This window comes from Pseudomonas sp. GW456-L12 (assembly GCF_059424045.1).
In genome coordinates this window covers 134,465-156,129 of the sequence record NZ_JBWKZA010000008.1, presented here as the reverse complement: position 1 = coordinate 156,129, position 21,665 = coordinate 134,465, and the positions used below count along the sequence as shown (strand labels likewise).

20 protein-coding genes are annotated in these 21,665 nt (G+C 63.3%); 13 read left to right on the top strand and 7 right to left on the bottom strand.

From position 1 onward, the window contains the following. Positions 1-4: 4 nt before the first annotated feature. From AC07Y9_RS13085 to gatC, 6 genes are all read right to left on the bottom strand, one after another. Positions 5-385 (bottom strand): carboxymuconolactone decarboxylase family protein, encoded by a 381-nt coding sequence (locus AC07Y9_RS13085; protein WP_097305610.1) that lies wholly within the window; start codon positions 383-385, stop codon positions 5-7. Then, a complete protein-coding gene (locus AC07Y9_RS13080) occupies positions 382-1,455 on the bottom strand; it encodes a calcium/sodium antiporter (RefSeq protein WP_256580858.1) in 1,074 nt (357 codons plus the stop codon). Before AC07Y9_RS13080 ends, AC07Y9_RS13085 begins: the two co-directional genes overlap by 4 nt. Before the next feature lie 41 nt (positions 1,456-1,496). Then, positions 1,497-1,868: a septal ring lytic transglycosylase RlpA family protein gene (locus AC07Y9_RS13075; RefSeq protein ID WP_037035547.1), complete on the bottom strand. Its 372-nt coding sequence runs from the start codon at positions 1,866-1,868 to the stop codon at positions 1,497-1,499. Positions 1,869-1,999: 131 nt separating this feature from the next. Continuing rightward, complete coding sequence (gene gatB / locus AC07Y9_RS13070; RefSeq protein ID WP_087091251.1) at positions 2,000-3,445, bottom strand: Asp-tRNA(Asn)/Glu-tRNA(Gln) amidotransferase subunit GatB; 1,446 nt, start codon at positions 3,443-3,445, stop codon at positions 2,000-2,002. A gap of 10 nt (positions 3,446-3,455) precedes the next feature. After that, positions 3,456-4,907, bottom strand: coding sequence for an Asp-tRNA(Asn)/Glu-tRNA(Gln) amidotransferase subunit GatA (gene gatA, locus AC07Y9_RS13065; RefSeq protein ID WP_102678638.1), 1,452 nt, complete (start codon positions 4,905-4,907; stop codon positions 3,456-3,458). A gap of 16 nt (positions 4,908-4,923) precedes the next feature. Beyond that, positions 4,924-5,211 carry an Asp-tRNA(Asn)/Glu-tRNA(Gln) amidotransferase subunit GatC gene (gene gatC, locus AC07Y9_RS13060; RefSeq protein ID WP_007929913.1) on the bottom strand — a complete coding sequence of 96 codons (288 nt, stop codon included), beginning with the start codon at positions 5,209-5,211 and terminating at the stop codon, positions 4,924-4,926. Positions 5,212-5,421: 210 nt separating this feature from the next. On the opposite strand from gatC, the gene mreB reads away from it, so the two are divergent. The 8 genes from mreB to tldD all read left to right on the top strand — a co-directional run bounded on the left by mreB (position 5,422) and on the right by tldD (position 16,591). Continuing rightward, positions 5,422-6,459, top strand: a complete 1,038-nt coding sequence (gene mreB / locus AC07Y9_RS13055) for a rod shape-determining protein MreB (protein WP_002555108.1) — start codon at positions 5,422-5,424, stop codon at positions 6,457-6,459. Positions 6,460-6,600: 141 nt separating this feature from the next. After that, positions 6,601-7,710: a rod shape-determining protein MreC gene (gene mreC / locus AC07Y9_RS13050; RefSeq protein ID WP_081502468.1), complete on the top strand. Its 1,110-nt coding sequence runs from the start codon at positions 6,601-6,603 to the stop codon at positions 7,708-7,710. Beyond that, positions 7,710-8,186 (top strand): rod shape-determining protein MreD, encoded by a 477-nt coding sequence (gene mreD, locus AC07Y9_RS13045; RefSeq protein WP_009042183.1) that lies wholly within the window; start codon positions 7,710-7,712, stop codon positions 8,184-8,186. The genes mreC and mreD overlap by 1 nt, the downstream gene beginning before the upstream one ends. Before the next feature lie 43 nt (positions 8,187-8,229). Next, positions 8,230-8,829: a Maf family protein gene (locus AC07Y9_RS13040; protein WP_101336847.1), complete on the top strand. Its 600-nt coding sequence runs from the start codon at positions 8,230-8,232 to the stop codon at positions 8,827-8,829. 57 nt (positions 8,830-8,886) lie between these two features. After that, positions 8,887-10,344 (top strand): ribonuclease G, encoded by a 1,458-nt coding sequence (gene rng, locus AC07Y9_RS13035; protein ID WP_007929907.1) that lies wholly within the window; start codon positions 8,887-8,889, stop codon positions 10,342-10,344. A 75-nt stretch (positions 10,345-10,419) separates the two neighbouring features. Beyond that, positions 10,420-14,223 carry a YhdP family protein gene (locus AC07Y9_RS13030; RefSeq protein WP_102678637.1) on the top strand — a complete coding sequence of 1,268 codons (3,804 nt, stop codon included), beginning with the start codon at positions 10,420-10,422 and terminating at the stop codon, positions 14,221-14,223. 58 nt (positions 14,224-14,281) lie between these two features. Then, positions 14,282-15,121, top strand: coding sequence for a carbon-nitrogen hydrolase family protein (locus AC07Y9_RS13025; RefSeq protein ID WP_102678636.1), 840 nt, complete (start codon positions 14,282-14,284; stop codon positions 15,119-15,121). 27 nt (positions 15,122-15,148) lie between these two features. Next, entirely contained in the window at positions 15,149-16,591 is a 1,443-nt protein-coding gene (gene tldD, locus AC07Y9_RS13020; RefSeq protein WP_102678635.1) for a metalloprotease TldD, read from the top strand. A 48-nt stretch (positions 16,592-16,639) separates the two neighbouring features. On the opposite strand, the gene yjgA is transcribed toward tldD, so the two are convergent. Then, entirely contained in the window at positions 16,640-17,161 is a 522-nt protein-coding gene (gene yjgA / locus AC07Y9_RS13015; RefSeq protein ID WP_102678634.1) for a ribosome biogenesis factor YjgA, read from the bottom strand. A gap of 108 nt (positions 17,162-17,269) precedes the next feature. Here yjgA and pmbA point away from each other — a divergent pair, with 108 nt between their 5' ends. The 5 genes from pmbA (at position 17,270) to AC07Y9_RS12990 (ending at position 21,645) form a co-directional block, all read left to right on the top strand. Continuing rightward, positions 17,270-18,616, top strand: coding sequence for a metalloprotease PmbA (pmbA, locus tag AC07Y9_RS13010; RefSeq protein WP_007929896.1), 1,347 nt, complete (start codon positions 17,270-17,272; stop codon positions 18,614-18,616). A gap of 174 nt (positions 18,617-18,790) precedes the next feature. Beyond that, positions 18,791-19,186, top strand: coding sequence for a FagA protein (locus AC07Y9_RS13005; protein ID WP_102678633.1), 396 nt, complete (start codon positions 18,791-18,793; stop codon positions 19,184-19,186). Beyond that, positions 19,179-20,555, top strand: a complete 1,377-nt coding sequence (locus AC07Y9_RS13000; RefSeq protein ID WP_007929894.1) for a class II fumarate hydratase — start codon at positions 19,179-19,181, stop codon at positions 20,553-20,555. The genes AC07Y9_RS13005 and AC07Y9_RS13000 overlap by 8 nt, the downstream gene beginning before the upstream one ends. Before the next feature lie 27 nt (positions 20,556-20,582). Then, a complete protein-coding gene (locus AC07Y9_RS12995; RefSeq protein WP_062823663.1) occupies positions 20,583-21,032 on the top strand; it encodes a DUF2753 family protein in 450 nt (149 codons plus the stop codon). A gap of 1 nt (position 21,033) precedes the next feature. Beyond that, complete coding sequence (locus tag AC07Y9_RS12990) at positions 21,034-21,645, top strand: superoxide dismutase (protein ID WP_102678632.1); 612 nt, start codon at positions 21,034-21,036, stop codon at positions 21,643-21,645. Positions 21,646-21,665 lie beyond the last annotated feature (20 nt).

Here is a 21,665-nt window from a genome sequence, read left to right as displayed (position 1 = left end):
GGAATCATTCCGCTTTCTGGTAAGTGTCGATCACTTCCTGGGCGGCGCGGAACGCGTCGATCGCCGCCGGTACGCCGGCATACACCGCGCAATGCAGCAGCGCCTCGCGAATCTCTTCCACGGTGCAGCCGTTATTCAGGGCGCCGCGGACATGACCCTTGAGTTCCTGCGGGCACTTGAGCGCGGTCAGGGCGGCGAGGGTGATCAGGCTGCGGGTTTTCAGCGGCAGGCCTTCGCGGTTCCAGACGCTGCCCCAGGCATGTTCGTTGACGAAATCCTGCAGCGGCTGGCTGAACTCGGTGGCATTGCCCAGGGCGCGATCGACGAAGGCATCGCCCATCACCTGGCGGCGCATTTCCACGCCCTGCTTTTTATTCTCGGTCATTGCGCTTCCCCTTTTTTATGTTGGCGGCGCCAGGCCCGCAGCGAACTGAACAGCAGGAACGCCACCAGCACTGGCAGGACAAAAAACAGCATCAAGTCTTCCAGCTTGCCGGCCAGCGGCATGCCGGTGGTGAAGGACACCACGTGCAGCCCATAGGCCAGGTACAGGCCGAGAAACAGCAGGCCTTCGGCGCGGGTGACCCGATAACCCGAATAGAACACCGGCAGGCACAGCACCGCGACGCCGAGCATTACTGGCAGGTCGAAGTCCACGGCATTGGGCGATACCGACAAGGGCGTCGGCGCCACCAGGGCGGTGAAACCCAGGACCCCCAGCAGATTGAACAGGTTGCTGCCGATGACGTTGCCCACGGCAATGTCGCGCTGGCCGCGCAAGGCGGCGATCAGCGAGGTGGCCAGGGCCGGCAGGGAGGTGCCGACGGCGACTATGGTCAGGCCGATGATGCGTTCGGACAGCCCCAGGTCGGTGGCGACTTCCACCGCCGCCTCGACCAGCAGATGGCCGGCGAACACCAGCAGGAGCAGGCCGCCGATCATCCACAGCAGGCTGCTCAGCCAGTGTGGGCGGGGGGCGTCGGGGGCTTGCTGGGACTGTGGGCGCGCCGAGTGCCGCGACTGGCGCAGCAGCAACCCCAGGTAGAGGATCAGGGTCGCCAGCAGGACCAGGCCGTCGAGGGGCGTCAGTTCTTCGTTGTAGGCCAGGGCGAACACCAGCAGGCTGGCGAGGATCATCAACGGGATGTCCAGCCGCACCAGCTGGCGCGATACCCGTAGCGGAATGATCAGGGCGGACAGGCCGAGGGTCACCAGGATGTTGAAGATGCCGCTGCCGATCACGCTGCCGACGGCGATATCGGTGTTTTCCGCCAGGGTGGCTTGCAGGCTGACGGCCATCTGCGGGGCGCTGCTGCCGAAGGCGACGATGCTCAGGCCGATGATCAGCGCTCGTACGCGCAGGCGGGCGGCGAGGCGGACCGCGCCGCGTACCAGCAATTCGGCGCCGGCGACCAGCAGGACCAGGCCACTGAACAACTGGAGAACGCTGAGCAGCGGTAAATCGGTTAATCCGAAAATGATCAGGGCTCCGTGGGTCAGTCGCTGATGGCTTGCACGCGCACCTTGGCGGTGCCGCTTCTGATCATACCCAACTGTTGCGCGGCGGCACGCGACAAATCGATCAGGCGGCCACGGGTATGCGGGCCGCGGTCGTTGATCCGGACCACGACGCTCTTGTCGTTATTGAGGTTGGTGACTTTGACCCGGGTGCCGAATGGCAGCTCGCGGTGCGCGGCGGTCATGCCGTGCTGGTTGAAGGGTTCGCCGCTGGCGGTGCGTTTGCCATGGTGCTTGGCGCCGTAATAGGAAGCGACGCCGGTCTTGTCGTAACCCCGCGGGTCGATGACATGACTGGCGCAGCCGGCCAGGAGTGAGAAAAGGGCCAGGCAGCCCAGCAAGCGTTTCATCAATACGGGACCCCAGATACAAGAGTAGGAGCGAGCGTGCTCGCGATAGCGTCCTGTCTGAGACAACGCAATCGCGAGCACGCTCGCTCCTACAGGGGCGGAATATTCGAACTCCGCCATCAACACTGCAGTCAGCCTTCGAGTTTGCTTTTCAGCAATTCGTTCACTTGCTGCGGGTTGGCCTTGCCTTTGGAAGCCTTCATCGCCTGGCCGACGAAGAAGCCGAACATCTTGCCGCGCTTGGCTTCATCGGCGGCGCGATACTGTTCGACCTGCTCGGCGTTGGCCGCCAGCATTTCGTCCAGCACGGCGGAGATGGCGCCGGTGTCGGTGACCTGCTTGAGGCCGCGCTTGTCGATGATTTCGTCGGCGCTGCCTTCGCCATTGGCCATGGCTTCGAACACGGTCTTGGCGATCTTGCCGGAGATGGTGTTGTCCTTGATGCGCAGCAGCATGCCGCCCAGTTGCTCGGCCGAGACTGGCGCCTCATCGATTTCCAGGCCCTGCTTGTTCAGCAGGCTGCCCAACTCGACCATGACCCAGTTGGCGGCGAGCTTGGCATCACCGGCGATGCTCGCGACCTTCTCGAAGTAGTCCGCCTGTTCGCGGCTGGTGGCCAGCACGCTGGCGTCGTAGACCGACAGGCCGAACTGCGCCTGGAAGCGCTCGCGTTTCTGCGGTGGCAGCTCGGGCAGGGTGGCGCGTACCTGGTCGAGGAACGAGTCCTCGATGACCACTGGCAGCAGGTCCGGGTCGGGGAAGTAACGGTAGTCGTTGGCTTCTTCCTTGCTGCGCATCGGACGGGTCTCGTCCTTGTTCGGGTCGTACAGGCGGGTCTGCTGGATGACCTTGCCGCCGTCCTCGATCAGTTCGATCTGACGCTGGACTTCCGAGTTGATGGCTTTCTCGATGAAGCGGAACGAGTTGACGTTCTTGATCTCGCAGCGAGTGCCGAACTCGGCCTGGCCTTTGGGGCGTACCGAGACGTTGCAGTCGCAACGCAGGGAGCCTTCGGCCATGTTGCCGTCGCAGATTCCCAGGTAGCGCACCAGGGCGTGGATCGACTTGACGTAGGCCACGGCTTCCTTGGCGCTGCGCATGTCCGGCTCGGAAACGATTTCCAGCAGCGGGGTGCCGGCGCGGTTCAGGTCAATGCCGCTGGCGCCATTGAACTCTTCGTGCAGGCTCTTGCCAGCGTCTTCTTCCAGGTGCGCGCGGGTGATGCCGACGCGTTTGACCGTGCCGTCTTCCAGCGGGATGTCCAGGTGGCCCTTGCCGACGATCGGCAGTTCCATCTGGCTGATCTGATAGCCCTTGGGCAGGTCGGGGTAGAAGTAGTTCTTGCGGGCGAACACGTTGTGCTGGCCGATCTCGGCGTCGATGGCCAGGCCGAACATGACCGCCATGCGCACTGCTTCCTGGTTCAGCACCGGCAGTACGCCGGGCATGCCCAGGTCCACCAGGCTGGCCTGGGTGTTGGGCTCGGCACCGAAGGCGGTGGAGCTACCGGAGAAAATCTTCGATTTGGTGGTGAGCTGGGTGTGAATCTCCAGCCCGATCACGACTTCCCATTGCATGTGTTTCTCCTCAGAAGCCGGTTGGTGTGCGGGTGTGCCAGTCAGTGTTCAACTGATACTGGTGGGCAACGTTCAACAGACGGCCTTCCTGGAAATACGGGGCGAGCAGTTGCACGCCGACCGGCAAGCCGTCGACGAAGCCGGCGGGCATGGACAAGCCCGGCAGACCCGCGAGGTTGGCGGTGATGGTGTAAACGTCTTCCAGATACGCAGCGACCGGGTCGCTGCTTTTGTCGCCGATTTTCCAGGCCGGGTTCGGCGTGGTCGGGCCAAGGATGATGTCGACTTCATTAAAGGCAGCCATGAAGTCGTTCTTGATCAGGCGACGGATCTTCTGCGCCTTCAGGTAGTAGGCGTCGTAGTAACCGGCCGACAGGGCATAGGCACCGACCATGATCCGGCGCTGCACTTCGCTGCCGAAACCTTCGCCACGGGAGCGCTTGTACAGGTCTTCCAGGTTTGCCGGGTTCTCGCAGCGGTAGCCGAAGCGCACGCCGTCGAAACGCGACAGGTTGGAGGAGGCTTCCGCCGGAGCGATCACGTAGTACGCCGGGATGGCGTGCTGCATGTTCGGCAGGCTGATTTCCTTGATCACGGCGCCGAGCTTTTCCAGCTCCTTGACGCTGTTGTGGATCAGCTCGGCGATGCGCGGGTCGAGGCCGGCGCTGAAGTATTCCTTGGGTACGCCGATGCGCAGGCCCTGCAGCGAGCCGTTGAGGCTGGCGCTGTAGTCCGGTACCGGTTCGTCGATGCTGGTGGAGTCCTGCGGGTCGAAGCCGGCCATGCCTTGCAGCAGGATCGCGCAGTCCTCGGCGGTGCGTGCCAGCGGGCCGCCCTGATCGAGGCTGGAGGCGTAGGCGATCATGCCCCAGCGCGAAACGCGACCGTAGGTCGGTTTCAGGCCGGTGAGGTTGGTCAATGCAGCCGGCTGGCGGATCGAGCCGCCGGTGTCGGTGCCGGTGGCGGCAGGCAGCAGGCGCGCAGCGACCGCGGCCGCCGAACCGCCAGACGAGCCGCCCGGAACGCGCTCCAGGTTCCACGGGTTTTTCGCCGCGCCGTAATAGCTGGTCTCGTTGCCCGAGCCCATGGCGAATTCGTCCATGTTGGTCTTGCCCAGGGTCACGGTCCCGGCGGCGGCCAGCTTGGCGACCACGGTGGCGTCGTAGGGCGCCTTGAAATTGTCGAGCATCTTCGAGCCGCAGCTGGTGCGGATGCCCTGGGTGCAGAACAGGTCCTTGTGGGCGATCGGCGCGCCGAGCAGGGCGCCGCTCTCACCGTTCGCGCGACGGGCGTCAGCGGCCTTGGCCTGCTGCAGCGCGAGTTCTTCGGTGAGGCTGATGAAGCTGTTGAGCTGCGGGTCGAGCTGGGTGATGCGCGCCAGCAGGGTCTTGGTCAGCTCTTCGGAGGAAAACTTCTTGTCGGCGAGTCCGCGGGCGATCTCGGCCAGGGTCATGTGATGCATTGCAGGCTCTTTCCCTTTAGTCGATGACTTTCGGAACCAGGTACAGGCCGTTTTCGACCGCTGGTGCGATGGACTGATAGGCCTCGCGATGATTGGACTCGGTCACAACGTCTGCGCGCAGGCGCTGGCTGGCTTCCAGCGGGTGGGCCAGGGGCTCGATACCGTCGGTATCGACTGCCTGCATTGCATCCACCAGCCCGAGAATGCTGTTCAGGTCGCAGGTGATATGTGGAAGATCGGCTTCATTGAGGCCAAGGCTGGCCAGATGAGCGATTTTTTCCACGTCGGAGCGTTCAAGCGCCATGGGATTCTCCAGTGGAAAACAGAACGGATCTCGTCCGTGTGTTAGATTGTCGGAACACTACCGCATTTCTACGGTCATAAGGCCGCGATTGTGGGGGTTGGTGCACAGAAAAGCGGTCAATTTAACATATTGGCGCCTTGCCCAAAATCCCTGTCGTTGTTAGAGTTTGCCGCACTTTTTTACCCACGCGTTGCCTAGGGTCCCTTTCCCATGTTCAAGAAACTGCGTGGCATGTTTTCCAGCGATCTTTCCATTGACCTGGGCACTGCCAACACCCTTATTTACGTGCGCGAGCGCGGTATTGTCCTGAATGAACCATCGGTTGTGGCCATTCGGACCCACGGTAATCAGAAAAGTGTCGTGGCTGTCGGTACCGAAGCCAAGCGCATGCTCGGTCGTACTCCGGGCAACATTGCTGCCATTCGTCCGATGAAGGACGGCGTGATCGCCGACTTCAGTGTCTGCGAAAAGATGCTGCAATACTTTATCAACAAGGTTCACGAAAACAGTTTTCTGCAGCCCAGCCCTCGTGTGCTGATCTGCGTTCCATGCAAGTCCACCCAGGTCGAGCGTCGTGCCATCCGTGAATCGGCCCTCGGTGCCGGTGCCCGTGAAGTGTTCCTGATCGAAGAGCCGATGGCGGCCGCGATCGGTGCCGGCCTGCCGGTCGAAGAAGCCCGCGGCTCGATGGTCGTGGATATCGGTGGCGGTACCACCGAGATTGCCCTGATCTCCCTGAACGGTGTGGTTTACGCCGAATCCGTACGTGTCGGCGGTGACCGTTTCGACGAAGCGATCATCACCTACGTGCGTCGCAACTACGGCAGCCTGATCGGCGAATCCACCGCCGAGCGCATCAAGCAGGAAATCGGTACTGCCTACCCGGGCGGCGAAGTCCGTGAAGTCGACGTTCGTGGCCGTAACCTGGCCGAAGGCGTGCCACGCGCATTCACCCTGAACTCCAATGAAGTGCTGGAAGCTCTGCAAGAGTCCCTGGCAACCATCGTTCAGGCGGTGAAAAGCGCGCTGGAGCAATCGCCTCCGGAACTGGCTTCGGACATCGCCGAGCGCGGTCTGGTGCTGACCGGTGGTGGCGCCCTGCTGCGTGACCTGGACAAGTTGCTGGCCCAGGAAACCGGTCTGCCGGTGATCGTCGCCGAAGACCCGCTGACCTGCGTAGCCCGCGGCGGTGGCCGTGCATTGGAAATGATGGACAAACACACCATGGACCTGCTCTCCAGCGAATAATCGCGCCGGGTGCATCCATGTGTTCCGCTCGCAGGCAGCACTTTGCAGTGCTGCCTGTTGGCGTTTATCTTCTGTCATTCTGCTCCAGGCCGGTTTGAAGCCGTATGAATAAAGAGAACATTTGCCTGGGAGGAGCGGCTTATTAAACCGCTTTTCGCCAAAGGCCCCTCATTGGGCGTACGCCTGTTGGTGCTGGTCGTGCTATCGGTCGCGCTGATGGTGGTCGATGCCCGCTTCACACTGCTCAAGCCAGTGCGTAGCCAAATGTCGCTGGTGCTGATGCAGTCCTACTGGATCACCGACCTGCCACAACGGCTATGGCAGGGTGTGGCCAGCCAGTTTGGCAGCCGCACCGAACTGGTCGCCGAAAACGAAAAACTCAAGACCGAAAACCTGTTGCTCCAGGGCCGCATGCAAAAGCTCGCCGCCTTGACCGAGCAGAACGTTCGCCTGCGCGAGTTGCTCAACTCCTCCGCGCTGGTCAACGAGAAGGTCGAAGTGGCCGAGCTGATCGGCATGGACCCCAACCCCTTCACTCATCGCATCATCATCAACAAGGGTGAGCGCGACGGCGTGGTGCTCGGGCAACCGGTACTCGATGCCCGTGGCCTGATGGGGCAGGTGGTCGAGCTGATGCCTTATACCTCCCGCGTGCTGCTGCTGACCGACACCACCCACAGCATTCCTGTCCAGGTGAACCGCAACGGTCTGCGGGCGATTGCCAGCGGTACCGGCAATCCGGAACGCCTTGAGCTGCGTCATGTGGCCGACACCGCGGACATCAAGGAAGGCGACCTGCTGGTCAGTTCCGGCCTGGGCCAGCGTTTCCCGGCGGGTTACCCGGTGGCGACGGTCAAGGAAGTGATCCATGACTCCGGCCAGCCGTTTGCCATCGTGCGCGCTGTGCCGACGGCCGCCTTGAACCGCAGCCGTTACCTGTTGCTGGTGTTCAGCGATAACCGCACCGCCGAAGAGCGTGCCAACGATGCCGCCCAGGCTCAGGAAGCGCAGGACCAGCAGGGCGGCACCGCCACGCCGGTGGTCCCGGCGACCGTGCCCAAGCCTGTCGTGCCCGCGACGCCGGCCACCGCGACCGCTCCTGCCGCACCGGCCGCTGCCCCCGCGACGCCAGCCGCCACGACGCCGGTCAAGCCCGTGGCCCATCCGGCTCCGGTCAAGCCCGCCGCCACCAGACCCGCCGCGCCCAAGCCGCCTGCAGCGGCCCCGGCCCCCACGGGAGGAAGAGAATAATGTCCCGAAACGGCTGGATGGTCTGGCTGACCTTCGCCATCGGCATGCTGCTCAGCGTGTCGCCGTTGCCACAATTCATGGAAATCCTGCGCCCGCTCTGGCTGGCCTTGCTGCTGGCGTTCTGGGCCCTGGCCCTGCCGCACAAGGTCGGCATGGTCACGGCCTGGTGCCTGGGGCTGGCCGAGGATGTGCTGTACGGCACATTGCTGGGGCAGAACGCGCTGATCCTGACCCTGATCACCTTCCTGGTGCTGTCGTTGCAACAGCGCTTGCGCATGTTCCCGATGTGGCAGCAAAGCCTGGTGATCCTGGTGATCTTCGGCCTGGCGCAACTGGTCCAGCTGTGGCTCAGCGCCTTGACCGGCAACCGTCAACCGACCCTTGCACTGGTGCTGCCGGCATTGGTCAGTGCCTTGCTCTGGCCTTGGGTCAGCTTCGGTTTGCGCGGGTTGCGCCGACGTTTCAAAATCAACTGATTCGGTCAGGCATTTGCCCGTACCTCGACAGGGAGATGTCTTGATGAAATCGCTTTATCTCGCCTCAGGCTCGCCGCGTCGACGGGAACTGCTCACGCAGATCGGCGTGCCTTTTACCGCCATCAGTGCGGATATCGATGAAACCCCTCTCCCTGATGAAAACCCAGCGGCCTATGTCGAGCGCCTGGCGCGCGACAAGGCGGCGGCCGGGTATGCGCTGATCGCCGATGGCCAGTCTGCGGCCTGTGTCCTGGGCGCCGACACCGCGGTGGTCCTTGATGGGCAGATCCTGGGCAAACCGCTGGACCAGGCCGATGCGCAGTCGATGCTCATGGCCCTGTCGGATCGCGAACATGAAGTGCTGACCGCCATTGCCGTGCTCGATGGCCAGCGCTGCGAGTCGCGGGTGGTCCGCAGCCTGGTGCGCTTCCGGGCGATCGGCGATGACGAGGCGGCCCGCTACTGGGCCAGCGGCGAGCCCCGCGACAAGGCTGGCGGCTATGGCATCCAGGGGCTTGCGGCGGTATTCGTGGCAGGGCTCAATGGCAGTTATTCCGCTGTCGTCGGCTTGCCGGTATGCGAAACCGCAGAACTACTTGGCCATTTCGGCATACCCTGTTGGCAAAACCTTGCAGTGCGCTAAGCGCCGTACCTACCGATGCGGCCATCCATAGTGAATATGCCTGAACGAGACCCTGCCATGAGTGAAGAGATTCTGATCAACATCACGCCGATGGAGTCGCGCGTGGCGGTGGTCGAAAACGGTGTGCTGCAAGAAGTCCATGTCGAGCGGACCCAGCGTCGCGGGATTGTCGGCAATATCTATAAAGGCAAGGTGGTCCGGGTTCTGCCCGGCATGCAGGCGGCGTTCGTCGATATCGGCCTGGATCGCGCGGCATTCATTCATGCCTCGGAAATCTCCCTGCGCGAAGGGCCGGCGGTGGAAAGCATCGGCGCCCTGGTCCATGAAGGGCAGAGCCTGGTGGTGCAGGTGACCAAGGACCCGATCGGCTCCAAGGGCGCGCGCCTGACCACCCAGCTGTCGATCCCTTCGCGCTACCTGGTGTACATGCCGCGCACCGCCCATGTCGGCATCTCTTTGAAGATCGAGGACGAAGCCGAGCGCGAGCGCCTGAAACAGGTGGTTAGCGATTGCGTGGCCCAGGAAGGCATCAAGGAAGCCGGTGGTTTCATCCTGCGTACCGCCGCCGAGGGCGCGGGCGCCGACGAAATCATGATGGACATCCGTTACCTGCGCCGCTTGTGGGATCAGATCGGCGCGCAGATCAAGACCATCGGCGCCCCCAGTGTCATTTACGAAGACCTGGGCCTGGCCCTGCGTACCCTGCGTGACCTGGTCAGCCCGAAGATCGAGAAGATCCGCATCGATTCCCGGGAAACCTTCCAGAAAACCACGCAATTCGTCGCCGAACTGATGCCGGAAATCGCCGATCGCCTGGAACACTATCCGGGCGAGCGGCCGATCTTCGACCTGTATGGCGTCGAAGACGAAATCCAGAAAGCCCTGGAGCGCAAGGTACCGCTCAAGTCCGGCGGTTACCTGGTGGTCGACCCGGCGGAAGCCATGAGCACCATCGACGTCAACACCGGGGCTTTCGTCGGTCACCGCAACCTCGAAGAAACCATCTTCAAGACCAATCTCGAAGCGGCGACCGCCATTGCCCGCCAGCTGCGCCTGCGCAACTTGGGCGGGATCATCATCATCGACTTCATCGACATGGAAGATGAAGAACACCAGCGCCAGGTGCTGCGCACCCTGGAAAAACAGCTGGAGCGTGATCACGCCAAGACCAACATCATCGGCATTACCGAGTTGGGCCTGGTGCAGATGACCCGCAAGCGTACCCGGGAAAGTCTTGAGCAGGTGCTCTGCGAGCCCTGCAGCAGCTGCCAGGGCCGCGGCAAGCTGAAAACCCCGGAAACCATCTGCTACGAAATCTTCCGGGAAATCCTCCGGGAAGCGCGGGCCTATCAGGCCGAAGGTTATCGGGTCCTGGCGAACCAGAAAGTGGTCGACCGGCTGCTCGACGAAGAGTCGGGCAACGTCGCGGAGCTAGAGGCCTTTATCGGCCGGACCATCCGTTTTCAGGTCGAAACCATGTATTCCCAGGAACAATACGACGTGGTGCTGCTCTGAGTCCGCGTACCCTACATTTACCGGATACAGCTGGCCCCGGTTTTCACATGACTCTTGCCACGGGGGCCAACTGACATGGAGCGTCTGATGCGCTTTCTCGCTGCTCTGACCCGCTGGGGGCTGGGGCTTTGTGCGTTACTGCTGGTGCTGACGGCCTTGTACGTCAGCCTGGGTCGGGAGCTGACCCCGCTGGTGGCCGAATATCGGGCCGAGGTCCAGGCCAAGGCTCAGGAAGCCTTGGGCATGCCGGTGCAGATCGGTCGGCTGGAAGGCAGCTGGAGCGGTTTCTCGCCCATCCTGCTGGCCCACGATGTGACAGTCGGAGAGGGCGCCAACGCCTTGCGCCTGGATCAGGTGCGGGTGGCGCCCGACCTGCCTGGCAGCGCCCTTGCGCGCCAACTGCGGGTCAAACACCTTGAGTTCAGCGGCCTCAACCTGAGCCTGAAGGAAGGTCCGGATGGGCGCTGGGCGCTCGAAGGCCTGCCGGTGCAGGATAACCAGCCTCTCGACCCCGAGCAGTTGCTCAACCGCATGCAGATGGTCAGTGAGCTGTCGGTGCTCGACAGCCAGGTGACCCTGCAACCGCTCGATCATCCCGCGATTGCCTTGACCTACGTCGGCCTCAATCTGCGTGTCGGCCCCGGCCGTCAACGCCTGGATGCGCGCCTGACCCTGCCGGACGGTCAGCCCCTGGCTGTCAGCTTGCGCACGCGAATCCGCGCCAGCGCCTGGCGCGAAGGGCAGGCCGACGCTTACCTGAGCCTGCCACAAAGCGACTGGGCGAAATGGCTGCCGCCGCGCGTGACCCAACAGTGGACGTTCTCCGAACTCAAGGCCGGTGGCGAGTTCTGGCTCAGTTGGGGCGATGGCCTGCTGCAGAGCATGGTCGCGCGTCTGAACGCGCCGCAGGTCAGCGGGGCCTATGACGAGCGCAAACCGGTCACCGTGAAGAACCTGGCGCTCAATGCCTATTTCCAGCGCAACGAGCAGGGCCTCAGCGTCGCCTTCGACTCGCTGGCCATGAACATCGGCGAGACGCGCTGGGAGTCACGCCTGCACCTGCAACAGACCGGTACCGTCAACAGTGCCGAAGAGCTCTGGCACTTGCAGGCCGACCGCCTCGACCTGACGCCGATCACGCCGGTCCTGGATGCCTGGGCGCCGTTGCCGGAAAAGGTCGCGACCCTCATCGACAACCTCAAGGTCACGGGCGCGCTGCGCAACATCCTGTTCGACTTCCGGCCGCAGGTCAGCGGCGATCAGCGCCTGAGTTTTGCCGCCAACCTGGAGCAGGTCGGGTTCAACGCCTATCACGGCGCGCCGGCGGCTCGTAACGTCAGCGGCAGCATCAGCGGCGACCTGGGGCAGGGCGAGCTGCGCATGGACAGCAAGGACTTTGCCTTGCACCTGGACCCGATCTTCGCCAAGCCCTGGCAATACCTGCAGGCCAATGCCCGGCTGACCTGGAAGCTCGACCAGCAGGGGTTCACCCTGATCGCGCCGTACCTCAAGGTCCTGGGCGAGGAGGGCAAGATCGCCGGCGACTTCCTGATCCGCCTGCATTTCGACCACACCCAGGAAGACTATATGGACCTGCGGGTCGGTCTGGTCGATGGCGACGGTCGTTATACCGCCAAGTACCTGCCCGAGGTGCTCAGCCCGGCCCTGGACGAATGGCTGCGCACGGCAATCCTCAAGGGCGCGGTGGATGAAGGTTTCTTCCAGTACCAGGGTTCGCTGAACCATGGTGCAGCCGACACCGCGCGCAGCATCAGCCTGTTCTTCAAGGTGCACGATGCCGAGCTGGCCTTCCAGCCGGGCTGGCCGCACATCGGCAAGGTCAGCGGCGATGTGTTCATCGAGGACAGCGGCGTGCGCATCCTGGTCAGCCAGGGTCAGTTGCTCGACACCCAGGTGAAGGATGTCTACGTCAATATTCCCCATGTGCCCGCCGGGCAAAGCCCCCACATGTTTATCGACGGCGAGTTCGCTGGCGGCCTGGGCGATGGCTTGAAGATCCTTCAGGAAGCGCCGATCGGCACGGGCCCGACCTTTGCCGGCTGGCAGGGTGATGGCGACCTGCAGGGCAAGCTGAAACTGGATATCCCGCTGGTCAAGGGAGAAGAACCGAAGGTGCTGGTGGACTTCAAGACCAGCAAGGCGCGACTCAAGTTGAGCGAGCCGGAGCTGGAGTTGAGCCAGCTCAAGGGCGATTTCCGCTTCGACAGCAGCAAAGGGCTGAGCGGCCAGGGCATCAGCGCCCAGGCCTTCGAGCGCCCGGTGACCGCGCAGATTTTTGCCGACGGCCGTCCTGGCAAGCTCGATACCCGGGTCGTTGCCAAGGGCCAGGTGTCGGTCAATAAGCTCACGGAGTGGCTGAAATACAACCAGCCGCTGCCGGTTTCCGGTGACATTCCCTACCAATTGCAGCTCAACCTCGATGGCGCGGACAGCCAACTGATGGTCAGCTCCAGCCTCAAGGGGGTTGCCGTCGACTTGCCAGCGCCTTTCGGCATGACGGCCAGCCAGGGACGTGACAGCGTGTTGCGCATGACCTTGCAGGGCGCCGAGCGGCGTTACTGGTTCGATTACGGCGATCTGGCCAACTTTACCTTCGCCGCGCCGAGCGGCAATTTTGCCGATGGCCGTGGCGAGTTGTTCCTCGGCGAAGGCGATGCCGTGCTGCCGGGGGCCAAGGGCCTGCGGGTGCGCGGTGTGCTTTCGGAACTGGATGTGGAGCCGTGGAAGGCGCTGGTCGATCGGTATGCCGGGCAGGACGCGAGCGGTAGCGCCAAGCAGCTGCTCAGCGGCGCCGACTTCAGGGTCGGCAAGCTCAGCGGTTTCGGCACGACCCTGGACGAGGCCCGTGTGCAGTTGACGCGCAAGCCGTCCTCCTGGGCCCTGCAGCTCGACAGCCAGCAAGCCAAGGGCAACGTGGCGATTCCCGATGCCAAGGCGGCGCCGATGGCGATCAATCTGCAGTATGTGCGCCTGCCGGCCGCCGATCCGACGGCGCAGGCCGACGAAAACGCGCCGGACCCGCTGGCCTCGGTCGACCCGAAGAAAGTCCCGGCGCTGGATCTCTCGATCAATCAGCTGTACCAGGGCAACGACCTGATCGGCGCCTGGTCGCTGAAAGTGCGCCCGACCGCCAAGGGCATGGCTTTCAACAGCCTCGACCTGGGCCTCAAGGGCATGGTCCTGCAAGGCTCCGGCGGCTGGGAAGGCGAACCCGGCGCGGCCACCAGCTGGTACAAAGGCCGCCTGGGTGGCAAGAACCTGGCGGACGTGCTCAAGGGCTGGGGCTTTGCGCCGACCGTGACCAGCGAAGAGTTCCACCTGGATGTGGACGGGCGCTGGCCTGGCTCGCCGGCCTGGGTCGGGCCCAAGCGGTTCTCGGGCAGCCTGGATGCGACCCTGCGCAAAGGCCAGTTCGTGGAAGTCGAAGGCGGGGCGCAGGCCTTGCGGGTATTCGGCCTGCTGAACTTCAATTCCATCGGCCGGCGCTTGCGCCTGGACTTCTCCGACCTGTTCGGCAAGGGCCTGAGCTACGACCGGGTCAAGGGTTTGCTGGTGGCCAGCAACGGTGTCTACGTGACCCGTGAGCCCATCACCCTGACCGGGCCGTCGAGCAACCTGGAACTCAATGGCACCCTGGACCTGGTGGCCGACCAGGTGGATTCGAAGCTGCTGGTGACGCTGCCGGTGACCAACAACCTGCCGATCGCCGCGCTGATCGTCGGTGCGCCGGCGGTCGGCGGGGCGCTGTTCCTGATCGACAAGCTGATCGGCGACCGGGTGTCGCGCTTCGCCAGCGTCCAGTACAGCGTCAAGGGGCCCTGGAAGGACCCGAAAATCACCTTCGACAAACCTTTTTGAAAAACCGCGGCCCGGGCCTATGGAGTAGCATGGCCACATATCCAACCTGGAGTGCGCCATGTCCCTTGCGGTGATTCAAATGGTCAGCCAGAGCGACGTTCTGGCCAATCTACAGCAGGCGCGCCAACTGCTGGAGCAGGCCGCTGCCGGCGGTGCGCGGCTGGCTGTATTGCCGGAGAACTTCGCCGCCATGGGGCGCCGCGATGCGGCGGCCATCGGTCGGGCCGAGGCCCGGGGCGAAGGCCCGATCCTGCCCTGGTTGAAACAGGCCGCCCGCGACCTCAAGTTATGGATAGTCGCCGGTACCTTGCCGCTGCCTCCGGTGGATCAGCCGGAGACCAAGGCCCGGGCCTGCTCGCTGCTGATCGACGAGCACGGCGAGCAAGTGGCGCGCTACGACAAGCTGCATCTGTTCGACGTCGACGTGGCCGACAATCGCGGCCGTTACCGGGAGTCGGATGACTATGCTCATGGAGAGCAGGTGGTGGTGGCGGATACGCCGGTGGGCCGGGTTGGCCTGACCGTGTGCTACGACCTGCGTTTTCCGGAGCTGTACAGCGAATTGCGAGCCGCCGGGGCGGAGCTGATCAGCGCTCCTTCGGCGTTCACCGCCGTGACCGGCGCGGCGCATTGGGACGTATTGATCCGCGCCCGGGCCATCGAAACCCAGTGCTACCTGCTGGCGGCGGCGCAGGGCGGCGTTCATCCGGGACCCCGGGAGACCTTCGGCCATGCGGCCATCGTCGACCCCTGGGGCCGGGTGCTGGCGCAGCAGGATCAAGGCGAGGCCGTGCTGCTGGCCGAGCGCGACAGCAGCGAACAGGCGTCCATCCGGGCGCGCATGCCGGTGGCCAGTCACCGGCGCTTTTTCTCGCAAGGCGCGCAGCGACTTGCTTAAGAACGACGAATTTAAGGCGTAAAGCATATGAGCGGGTTGTTATCTTCAGTCAGTGAACACCTTCTGGCGCCCGGTGGCGTGACCCTGGAAAGCCTGCAGGGCGTGCTCGGCGATCTGGCCGGCCCGGGTATCGATGCCGCCGACCTGTATTTCCAGGGGCAGATTTCCGAGTCCTGGTCGCTGGAAGATGGCATCGTCAAGGAAGGCAGCTTCAATCTGGACCAGGGCGTTGGCGTGCGGGCGCAATCGGGTGAGAAAACCGGTTTTGCCTACAGCAATGCCATCACCCTCGAAGCGCTCGGCCTGGCTGCCCGGGCCGCGCGCTCGATTTCCCGCGCCGGGCAGAACGGTACCGTGCAGGCCTTTACCACCCAGGACGTGGCCCAGCTGTATGCGTCGGACAACCCCCTGGAAGTCATCAGCCGCGCGGAAAAGGTCGAGCTGCTCAAGCGTGTCGACGCCGCGACCCGTGCTCTCGATCCACGTATCCAGCAGGTCAGCGTCAGCATGGCCGGAGTCTGGGAGCGCATCCTCGTGGCCTCCACCGATGGCGGCCTGGCGGCGGATGTGCGGCCTTTGGTGCGCTTCAACGTCAGCGTGATCGTCGAGCAGAACGGTCGCCGCGAACGTGGCGGCCATGGCGGCGGCGGGCGTACCGACTACCGTTATTTCCTCAGTGAAGACCGTGCCATGGGGTACGCCCGTGAGGCATTGCGCCAGGCCCTGGTCAACCTGGAAGCCATCCCCGCGCCAGCCGGCACCTTGCCGGTGGTACTGGGTTCGGGCTGGTCTGGCGTGCTGTTGCACGAAGCAGTGGGGCATGGCCTGGAGGGCGATTTCAACCGCAAGGGCAGCTCGGCCTACAGTGGCCGCATGGGCGAAATGGTGGCCTCGAAACTCTGCACCATCGTCGACGACGGCACCCTGGCCGGGCGGCGCGGCTCGCTGAGCATCGATGACGAAGGCACCCCGACCGAATGCACCACCCTGATCGAGAACGGTGTGCTCAAGGGCTACATGCAGGACAAACTCAATGCCCGCCTGATGGGCGTGGCCCGCACCGGCAACGGTCGCCGCGAATCCTATGCGCACCTGCCGATGCCGCGCATGACCAACACCTACATGCTGGGTGGCGAAAGCGATCCGGCGGAAATCATTGCTTCGGTGAAAAAGGGCATCTATTGCGCCAACCTGGGCGGTGGTCAGGTGGACATCACCAGTGGCAAGTTCGTGTTCTCCACCAGCGAGGCGTATCTGATCGAAGACGGCAAGATCACCGCGCCAGTCAAGGGCGCGACCCTGATCGGTAACGGGCCGGAAGCCATGAGCCGGGTGTCGATGGTCGGTAACGACCTGGCGCTGGACAGTGGTGTGGGGACCTGTGGCAAGGATGGGCAGTCGGTGCCGGTGGGTGTCGGCCAGCCGACCTTGAAGATCGATGCGATCACCGTGGGTGGCACGGGCGCTTAAGAAGTGAAGCGGCGGGTGAGTTGCCGGGCAACCCACCCGAGTCGAGGCTCAGCGCAGGCCGCGTTGAGTCTCGTCCAGCTCGCGGATGTATTTGAAGATTTTACGGCTGGAGGCAGGCGGCTTGTTATGGGCCACCTCATGCTGGGCCTGACGGACCAGGGAGCGCAGCTGCTGACGATCCGCTTGCGGATAGTCGGTGACGAACTTTTCCAGGACCGCGTCATCGCCCGCGATCAAGCGATCGCGCCAGCGCTCCAGGCCATGGAAACGTTCGTTGTACTGGCGAGTCGAGGCGTCGAGTTGGTCCAGCAGCACCAGGATCGCGCTGGTGTCCTGATCGCGCATCAGCTTGCCGATGAATTGCAGGTGGCGTTTGCGCGCGATATGGGCGACATGCTTGGGCGCATCCGCCAGGGCCCGGCGCAGAGCGTCGGTCAACGGCAGTTTGTTCAGCAAGTCGGGCTTGAGTGTTGTAAGGCGCTCGCCGAGGTCAACCAGAGCATGCAGCTCGCGTTTGACCTGGGATTTGCTTTTCTCCCCATCGAGGGAGTCGTCGTAAGAATCAACCATGGTGGCAGTCCGCAAAGAAACGCCGCCATGATAACCAGTCGGGGGCCGCTTGTCCGGCCCGGTCGCTCGAAGGCCTTAACCGAAAGCAGAATTTGAGTGGAGAAAACCATGAGTGCAGCACAAAGCGTCGGCCCGCAGGCTTTGCCGGCACTGCAGGAACAAGTCGAGCAGATCATCGCCGAGGCCAAGCGCCAGGGTGCCAGTGCCTGCGAAGTGGCGGTTTCTCTGGAGCAGGGCCTGTCGACTTCGGTTCGCCAGCGGGAAGTGGAAACCGTCGAGTTCAATCGCGACCAGGGCTTTGGCATCACGCTCTATGTCGGCCAGCGCAAGGGCTCGGCCAGTACCTCGGCCAGTGGTCCCGAGGCGATTCGTGAAACCGTCGCCGCGGCCCTGGCCATCGCCAAACACACCTCGGAAGACGAAAGCTCGGGGTTGGCCGATGCCGCCCTGATGGCCCGGGACGTGCCGGACTTCGACCTGTTCCACGCCTGGGACATTACCCCGGAGCAAGCCATCGAGCAGGCGCTGGCCTGTGAAGCCGCGGCTTTTGCCGCCGACAGCCGGATCAAGAACGCTGACGGCACTACCCTGAGCACCCACCAGGGCTGCCGTGTGTACGGCAACAGCCACGGTTTTATCGGCGGTTATGCTTCGACTCGGCACAGCTTGAGTTGCGTGATGATCGCCGAGGCCGACGGCCAGATGCAGCGTGACTATTGGTATGACGTCAATCGCCAGGGCCATCTGTTGACGGACCCGGTGACCATCGGCCAGCGCGCCGCGCAACGTGCTGCGAGCCGCCTGGGCGCCCGCCCGGTGCCGACCTGCGAAGTGCCGGTGCTGTTTTCTGCGGAACTGGCCGGCGGCCTGTTCGGCAGCTTCCTGGGGGCGATTTCCGGCGGCAACCTGTACCGCAAATCGTCCTTCCTCGAGGGCGCGCTGGGGCAGCGGCTGTTCCCCGAGTGGCTGACCATCGATGAGCGTCCGCACTTGATGCGCGCCTTGGGCAGTTCGGCGTTCGATGGCGATGGCCTGGCCACTTACGCCAAGCCTTTCGTCGAGAACGGCGAACTGGTGTCCTACGTGCTAGGGACTTATTCCGGGCGCAAGCTCGGCCTGCCCAGCACCGCCAACGCCGGTGGCGTGCACAACCTGTTCGTGACCCATGGCGAGGAAGACCAGGCGGCCTTGCTGCGCCGCATGGGCCGGGGCCTGCTGGTCACCGAACTGATGGGCCACGGGCTGAACATGGTCACCGGCGATTACTCCCGGGGCGCGGCCGGTTTCTGGGTGGAAAATGGCGAAATCCAGTTCGCTGTCCAGGAAGTCACCATTGCCGGCAATATGCGCGACATGTTCAAGCAGATCATCGCCGTCGGTAACGATCTGGAGTTGCGCAGCAACATCCGCACCGGTTCGGTATTGATCGAGCGCATGACGGTCGCTGGCAGCTAAGTCGTAACGGCGTCAGCGAAAGCGCGCGTCCCGCCCGGGGCGCGCGCTTTTTTATTGCCCGGCTTTTGAACACTGACCAACCCTAGCCACCTGTGCAGGGACGCTTGGTCTTGAGCTTGTTTTGATTCTCAATATCATATAATAATAAATCTCATTATCGAATGAGCCCAGGTCATGAGTTCTGCCTTGCACGAGCAGTCTTATCTCGAAAGCTGGCGTTGGATGAGTCGCCAGATCCGTTGTGCCCTCGATCCGGACGAGCCGCGCCTGATCGAGCATTACCTGGCCGAAGGGCGCTATCTGGCGTGTTGCACCGCCACCTCGCCCTGGCTGATCGCCGAAACTTCATTCCGCCTGCTGCTCGATACCGCCACCGATACCGCGCTGCCCTGGCATTGGCGCAGCCAGTGCCTGGACCAGGCCTGGCGCCCGTTGCGTGACCTGGAACGCCTGTCTTTCTGCAAATGCCGGCTCAAACGCTGGCAAAGCCATGCCTGGCAACTGGCGACTTGCTCGTTGCTGCCATCCATTCCCCTTATCGAACTGGTGCAAGGATTTCCCGATGAGTAATACCCGTATCGAACGCGACAGCATGGGCGAACTGCATGTTCCGGAGCAGGCGCTGTATGGCGCGCAAACCCAGCGCGCGGTGGATAACTTTCCCATCAGCCACCAGCGCATGCCGGCGCAGTTCATCCGCGCGCTGATCCTGGCCAAGGCGGCCGCGGCCAAGGCCAACGTCGAACTCAAGCAACTGAGCGAATCCCAGGGCAAGGCCATAGTCGATGCTGCCCAGGGCTTGCTGGAAGGCGACTTCATGCAGCATTTCCCGGTGGATATCTTCCAGACCGGGTCCGGCACCAGTTCCAACATGAACGCCAACGAAGTCATTGCCACCCTGGCCAGCCGTTTGCTCGGCGAACCGGTCAACCCCAACGACCATGTGAACTGCGGGCAGAGCAGCAACGACATCATTCCGACCACCATCCACGTCAGCGCCGCGCTGGGCTTGCACGAACAACTGCTGCCGGCGCTGGTGCACCTGGTGCAAGTCATCGAGCGCAAGGCGGTCGAGGTCCATCCCTTCATCAAGACCGGCCGCACCCACCTGATGGACGCGATGCCAGTGCGTATGAGCCAGGTGCTGGAAGGCTGGGCGCAGCAGCTCAAGGCCAATATCGGTCACCTGCAGGATCTGCTGCCGAGCCTGCAATCCCTGGCGCAGGGTGGCACGGCCGTGGGCACCGGGATCAACGCTCACCCGCAGTTCGCCGCGGGTTTCAGCCGGCAGTTGAGCAGCCTGACCCAGGTGCAGTTCACCCCGGGCAAGAACCTGTTCGCACTGATCGGCTCCCAGGACACCGCGGTGGCGGTCTCGGGCCAGCTCAAGGCTATCGCGGTCACCTTGATGAAGATCGCCAACGACCTGCGCTGGATGAACTCCGGGCCGTTGGCCGGCCTCGGCGAAATCGAGCTGGAAGGGTTGCAACCGGGGTCTTCGATCATGCCCGGCAAGGTCAACCCGGTGATTCCGGAGGCCACGGCGATGGTGGCGGCCCAGGTGATCGGCAACGACACCACGATCACGGTGGCGGGGCAGTCGGGCAACTTCGAGCTGAACGTCATGCTGCCGATCATCGCCCAGAACCTGTTGAGCAGCATCGAGTTGCTGGCCAATTCCAGCCGCCTGCTGGCGGACAAGGCGATTGCTAGCTTCAAGGTCAACGAGCCCAAGCTCAAGGAGGCGCTGTCGCGCAACCCGATCCTGGTCACGGCGCTCAACCCGATCATCGGCTACCAGAAGGCCGCTGAAATCGCCAAGACCGCCTACAAGCAGGGGCGCCCGGTGATCGATGTCGCCCTTGAACACACTGATCTGTCACGCAGCCAGCTGGAGATCCTGCTCGACCCGGAAAAACTCACCGCGGGCGGCGTGTAAATCCCGACATTGCTTTGGAGGTTCACCATGGAGCACTGGAAACGCACGATCGAAAGGGCAAACCGTTTCTTCATGCAGGGCGACCTGGTGGATGCCCGCGAGTATTACTTGCAGGCCCTGGCCCTGGCGCAGGTGTTGTTCGAGCGCTGGAGCGATGCCGACGAAGCGGTGGCGGCTTGTGTCATCTCCCATCACAACCTGGCGGACCTGCACCTGCGCCTGAACCAGCCGGAGGAGAGCGCGGAGTACCTCTGCGCCATCCATCAGCGGTTGTTGCAGACCATGCAGGACAGCCGCCTGGCGCCGGCGCTGCGGGAAGCCGCGCTGCGCCAGAGCAGCAAGACCTATGTCGAGTTGCTCAACTTCATCGGTGAGCACGGTGAATACCCCCGTACGCATCGCCTGCTGGAGAGCAATGTCGCGCAATCGACTGCCGGCACCGCGACCCCGAATGCCCCTCATTACGGAGCACATTGATATGTCCTTTACCTTGCCTGCATTGCCCTACGCCTACGACGCCCTGGAACCGCACATCGATGCGCAGACCATGGAAATTCACTACACCAAGCATCACCAGACCTACATCAACAACCTCAACGCGGCCGTGGAAGGCACCGAATGGGCCGACTGGTCGGTGGAAAAGCTGGTGGCCGGGGTCCAGCAATTGCCGGAGAAGTTGCGTGCAGCGGTGATCAACCAGGGCGGTGGTCACGCCAACCATTCGCTGTTCTGGGCGGTGATGGCGCCGAGCGGCGGAGGCAAGCCGAACGGTGCGCTGGGCCAGGCGATCGACGAGCAGCTGGGCGGTTTCGAGAGTTTCAAGGAGGCCTTCACCAAGGCCGCGCTCACGCGTTTTGGCAGCGGTTGGGCCTGGCTCAGCGTGACCCCGCAAAAGACCCTGGTCGTCGAGAGCAGCGGCAACCAGGACAGCCCGTTGATGAACGGCAATACCCCGATTCTCGGTCTGGACGTGTGGGAGCACGCCTATTACCTGCGTTACCAGAACCGGCGGCCGGAATACATCAATGCGTTCTACAACGTGATCAATTGGCCTGAAGTAGCCGAGCGCTATCAGGCCGCACTGGTTTGAGCCCCCTCCTATAAAAAAGA

Bases quoted from the DNA above. Each gene is read 5' to 3' on its own strand.
- AC07Y9_RS13085 (WP_097305610.1), bottom strand. From the start codon at position 385: ATGACCGAGAATAAAAAGCAGGGCGTGGAAATGCGCCGCCAGGTGATG.
- AC07Y9_RS13075 (WP_037035547.1), bottom strand. From the start codon at position 1,868: ATGAAACGCTTGCTGGGCTGCCTGGCCCTTTTCTCACTCCTGGCCGGC.
- gatB (WP_087091251.1), bottom strand. From the start codon at position 3,445: ATGCAATGGGAAGTCGTGATCGGGCTGGAGATTCACACCCAGCTCACC.
- gatA (WP_102678638.1), bottom strand. From the start codon at position 4,907: ATGCATCACATGACCCTGGCCGAGATCGCCCGCGGACTCGCCGACAAG.
- gatC (WP_007929913.1), bottom strand. From the start codon at position 5,211: ATGGCGCTTGAACGCTCCGACGTGGAAAAAATCGCTCATCTGGCCAGC.
- mreB (WP_002555108.1), top strand. From the start codon at position 5,422: ATGTTCAAGAAACTGCGTGGCATGTTTTCCAGCGATCTTTCCATTGAC.
- mreD (WP_009042183.1), top strand. From the start codon at position 7,710: ATGTCCCGAAACGGCTGGATGGTCTGGCTGACCTTCGCCATCGGCATG.
- AC07Y9_RS13040 (WP_101336847.1), top strand. From the start codon at position 8,230: ATGAAATCGCTTTATCTCGCCTCAGGCTCGCCGCGTCGACGGGAACTG.
- rng (WP_007929907.1), top strand. From the start codon at position 8,887: ATGAGTGAAGAGATTCTGATCAACATCACGCCGATGGAGTCGCGCGTG.
- AC07Y9_RS13030 (WP_102678637.1), top strand. From the start codon at position 10,420: ATGGAGCGTCTGATGCGCTTTCTCGCTGCTCTGACCCGCTGGGGGCTG.
- AC07Y9_RS13025 (WP_102678636.1), top strand. From the start codon at position 14,282: ATGTCCCTTGCGGTGATTCAAATGGTCAGCCAGAGCGACGTTCTGGCC.
- tldD (WP_102678635.1), top strand. From the start codon at position 15,149: ATGAGCGGGTTGTTATCTTCAGTCAGTGAACACCTTCTGGCGCCCGGT.
- yjgA (WP_102678634.1), bottom strand. From the start codon at position 17,161: ATGGTTGATTCTTACGACGACTCCCTCGATGGGGAGAAAAGCAAATCC.
- pmbA (WP_007929896.1), top strand. From the start codon at position 17,270: ATGAGTGCAGCACAAAGCGTCGGCCCGCAGGCTTTGCCGGCACTGCAG.
- AC07Y9_RS13005 (WP_102678633.1), top strand. From the start codon at position 18,791: ATGAGTTCTGCCTTGCACGAGCAGTCTTATCTCGAAAGCTGGCGTTGG.
- AC07Y9_RS13000 (WP_007929894.1), top strand. From the start codon at position 19,179: ATGAGTAATACCCGTATCGAACGCGACAGCATGGGCGAACTGCATGTT.
- AC07Y9_RS12995 (WP_062823663.1), top strand. From the start codon at position 20,583: ATGGAGCACTGGAAACGCACGATCGAAAGGGCAAACCGTTTCTTCATG.
- AC07Y9_RS12990 (WP_102678632.1), top strand. From the start codon at position 21,034: ATGTCCTTTACCTTGCCTGCATTGCCCTACGCCTACGACGCCCTGGAA.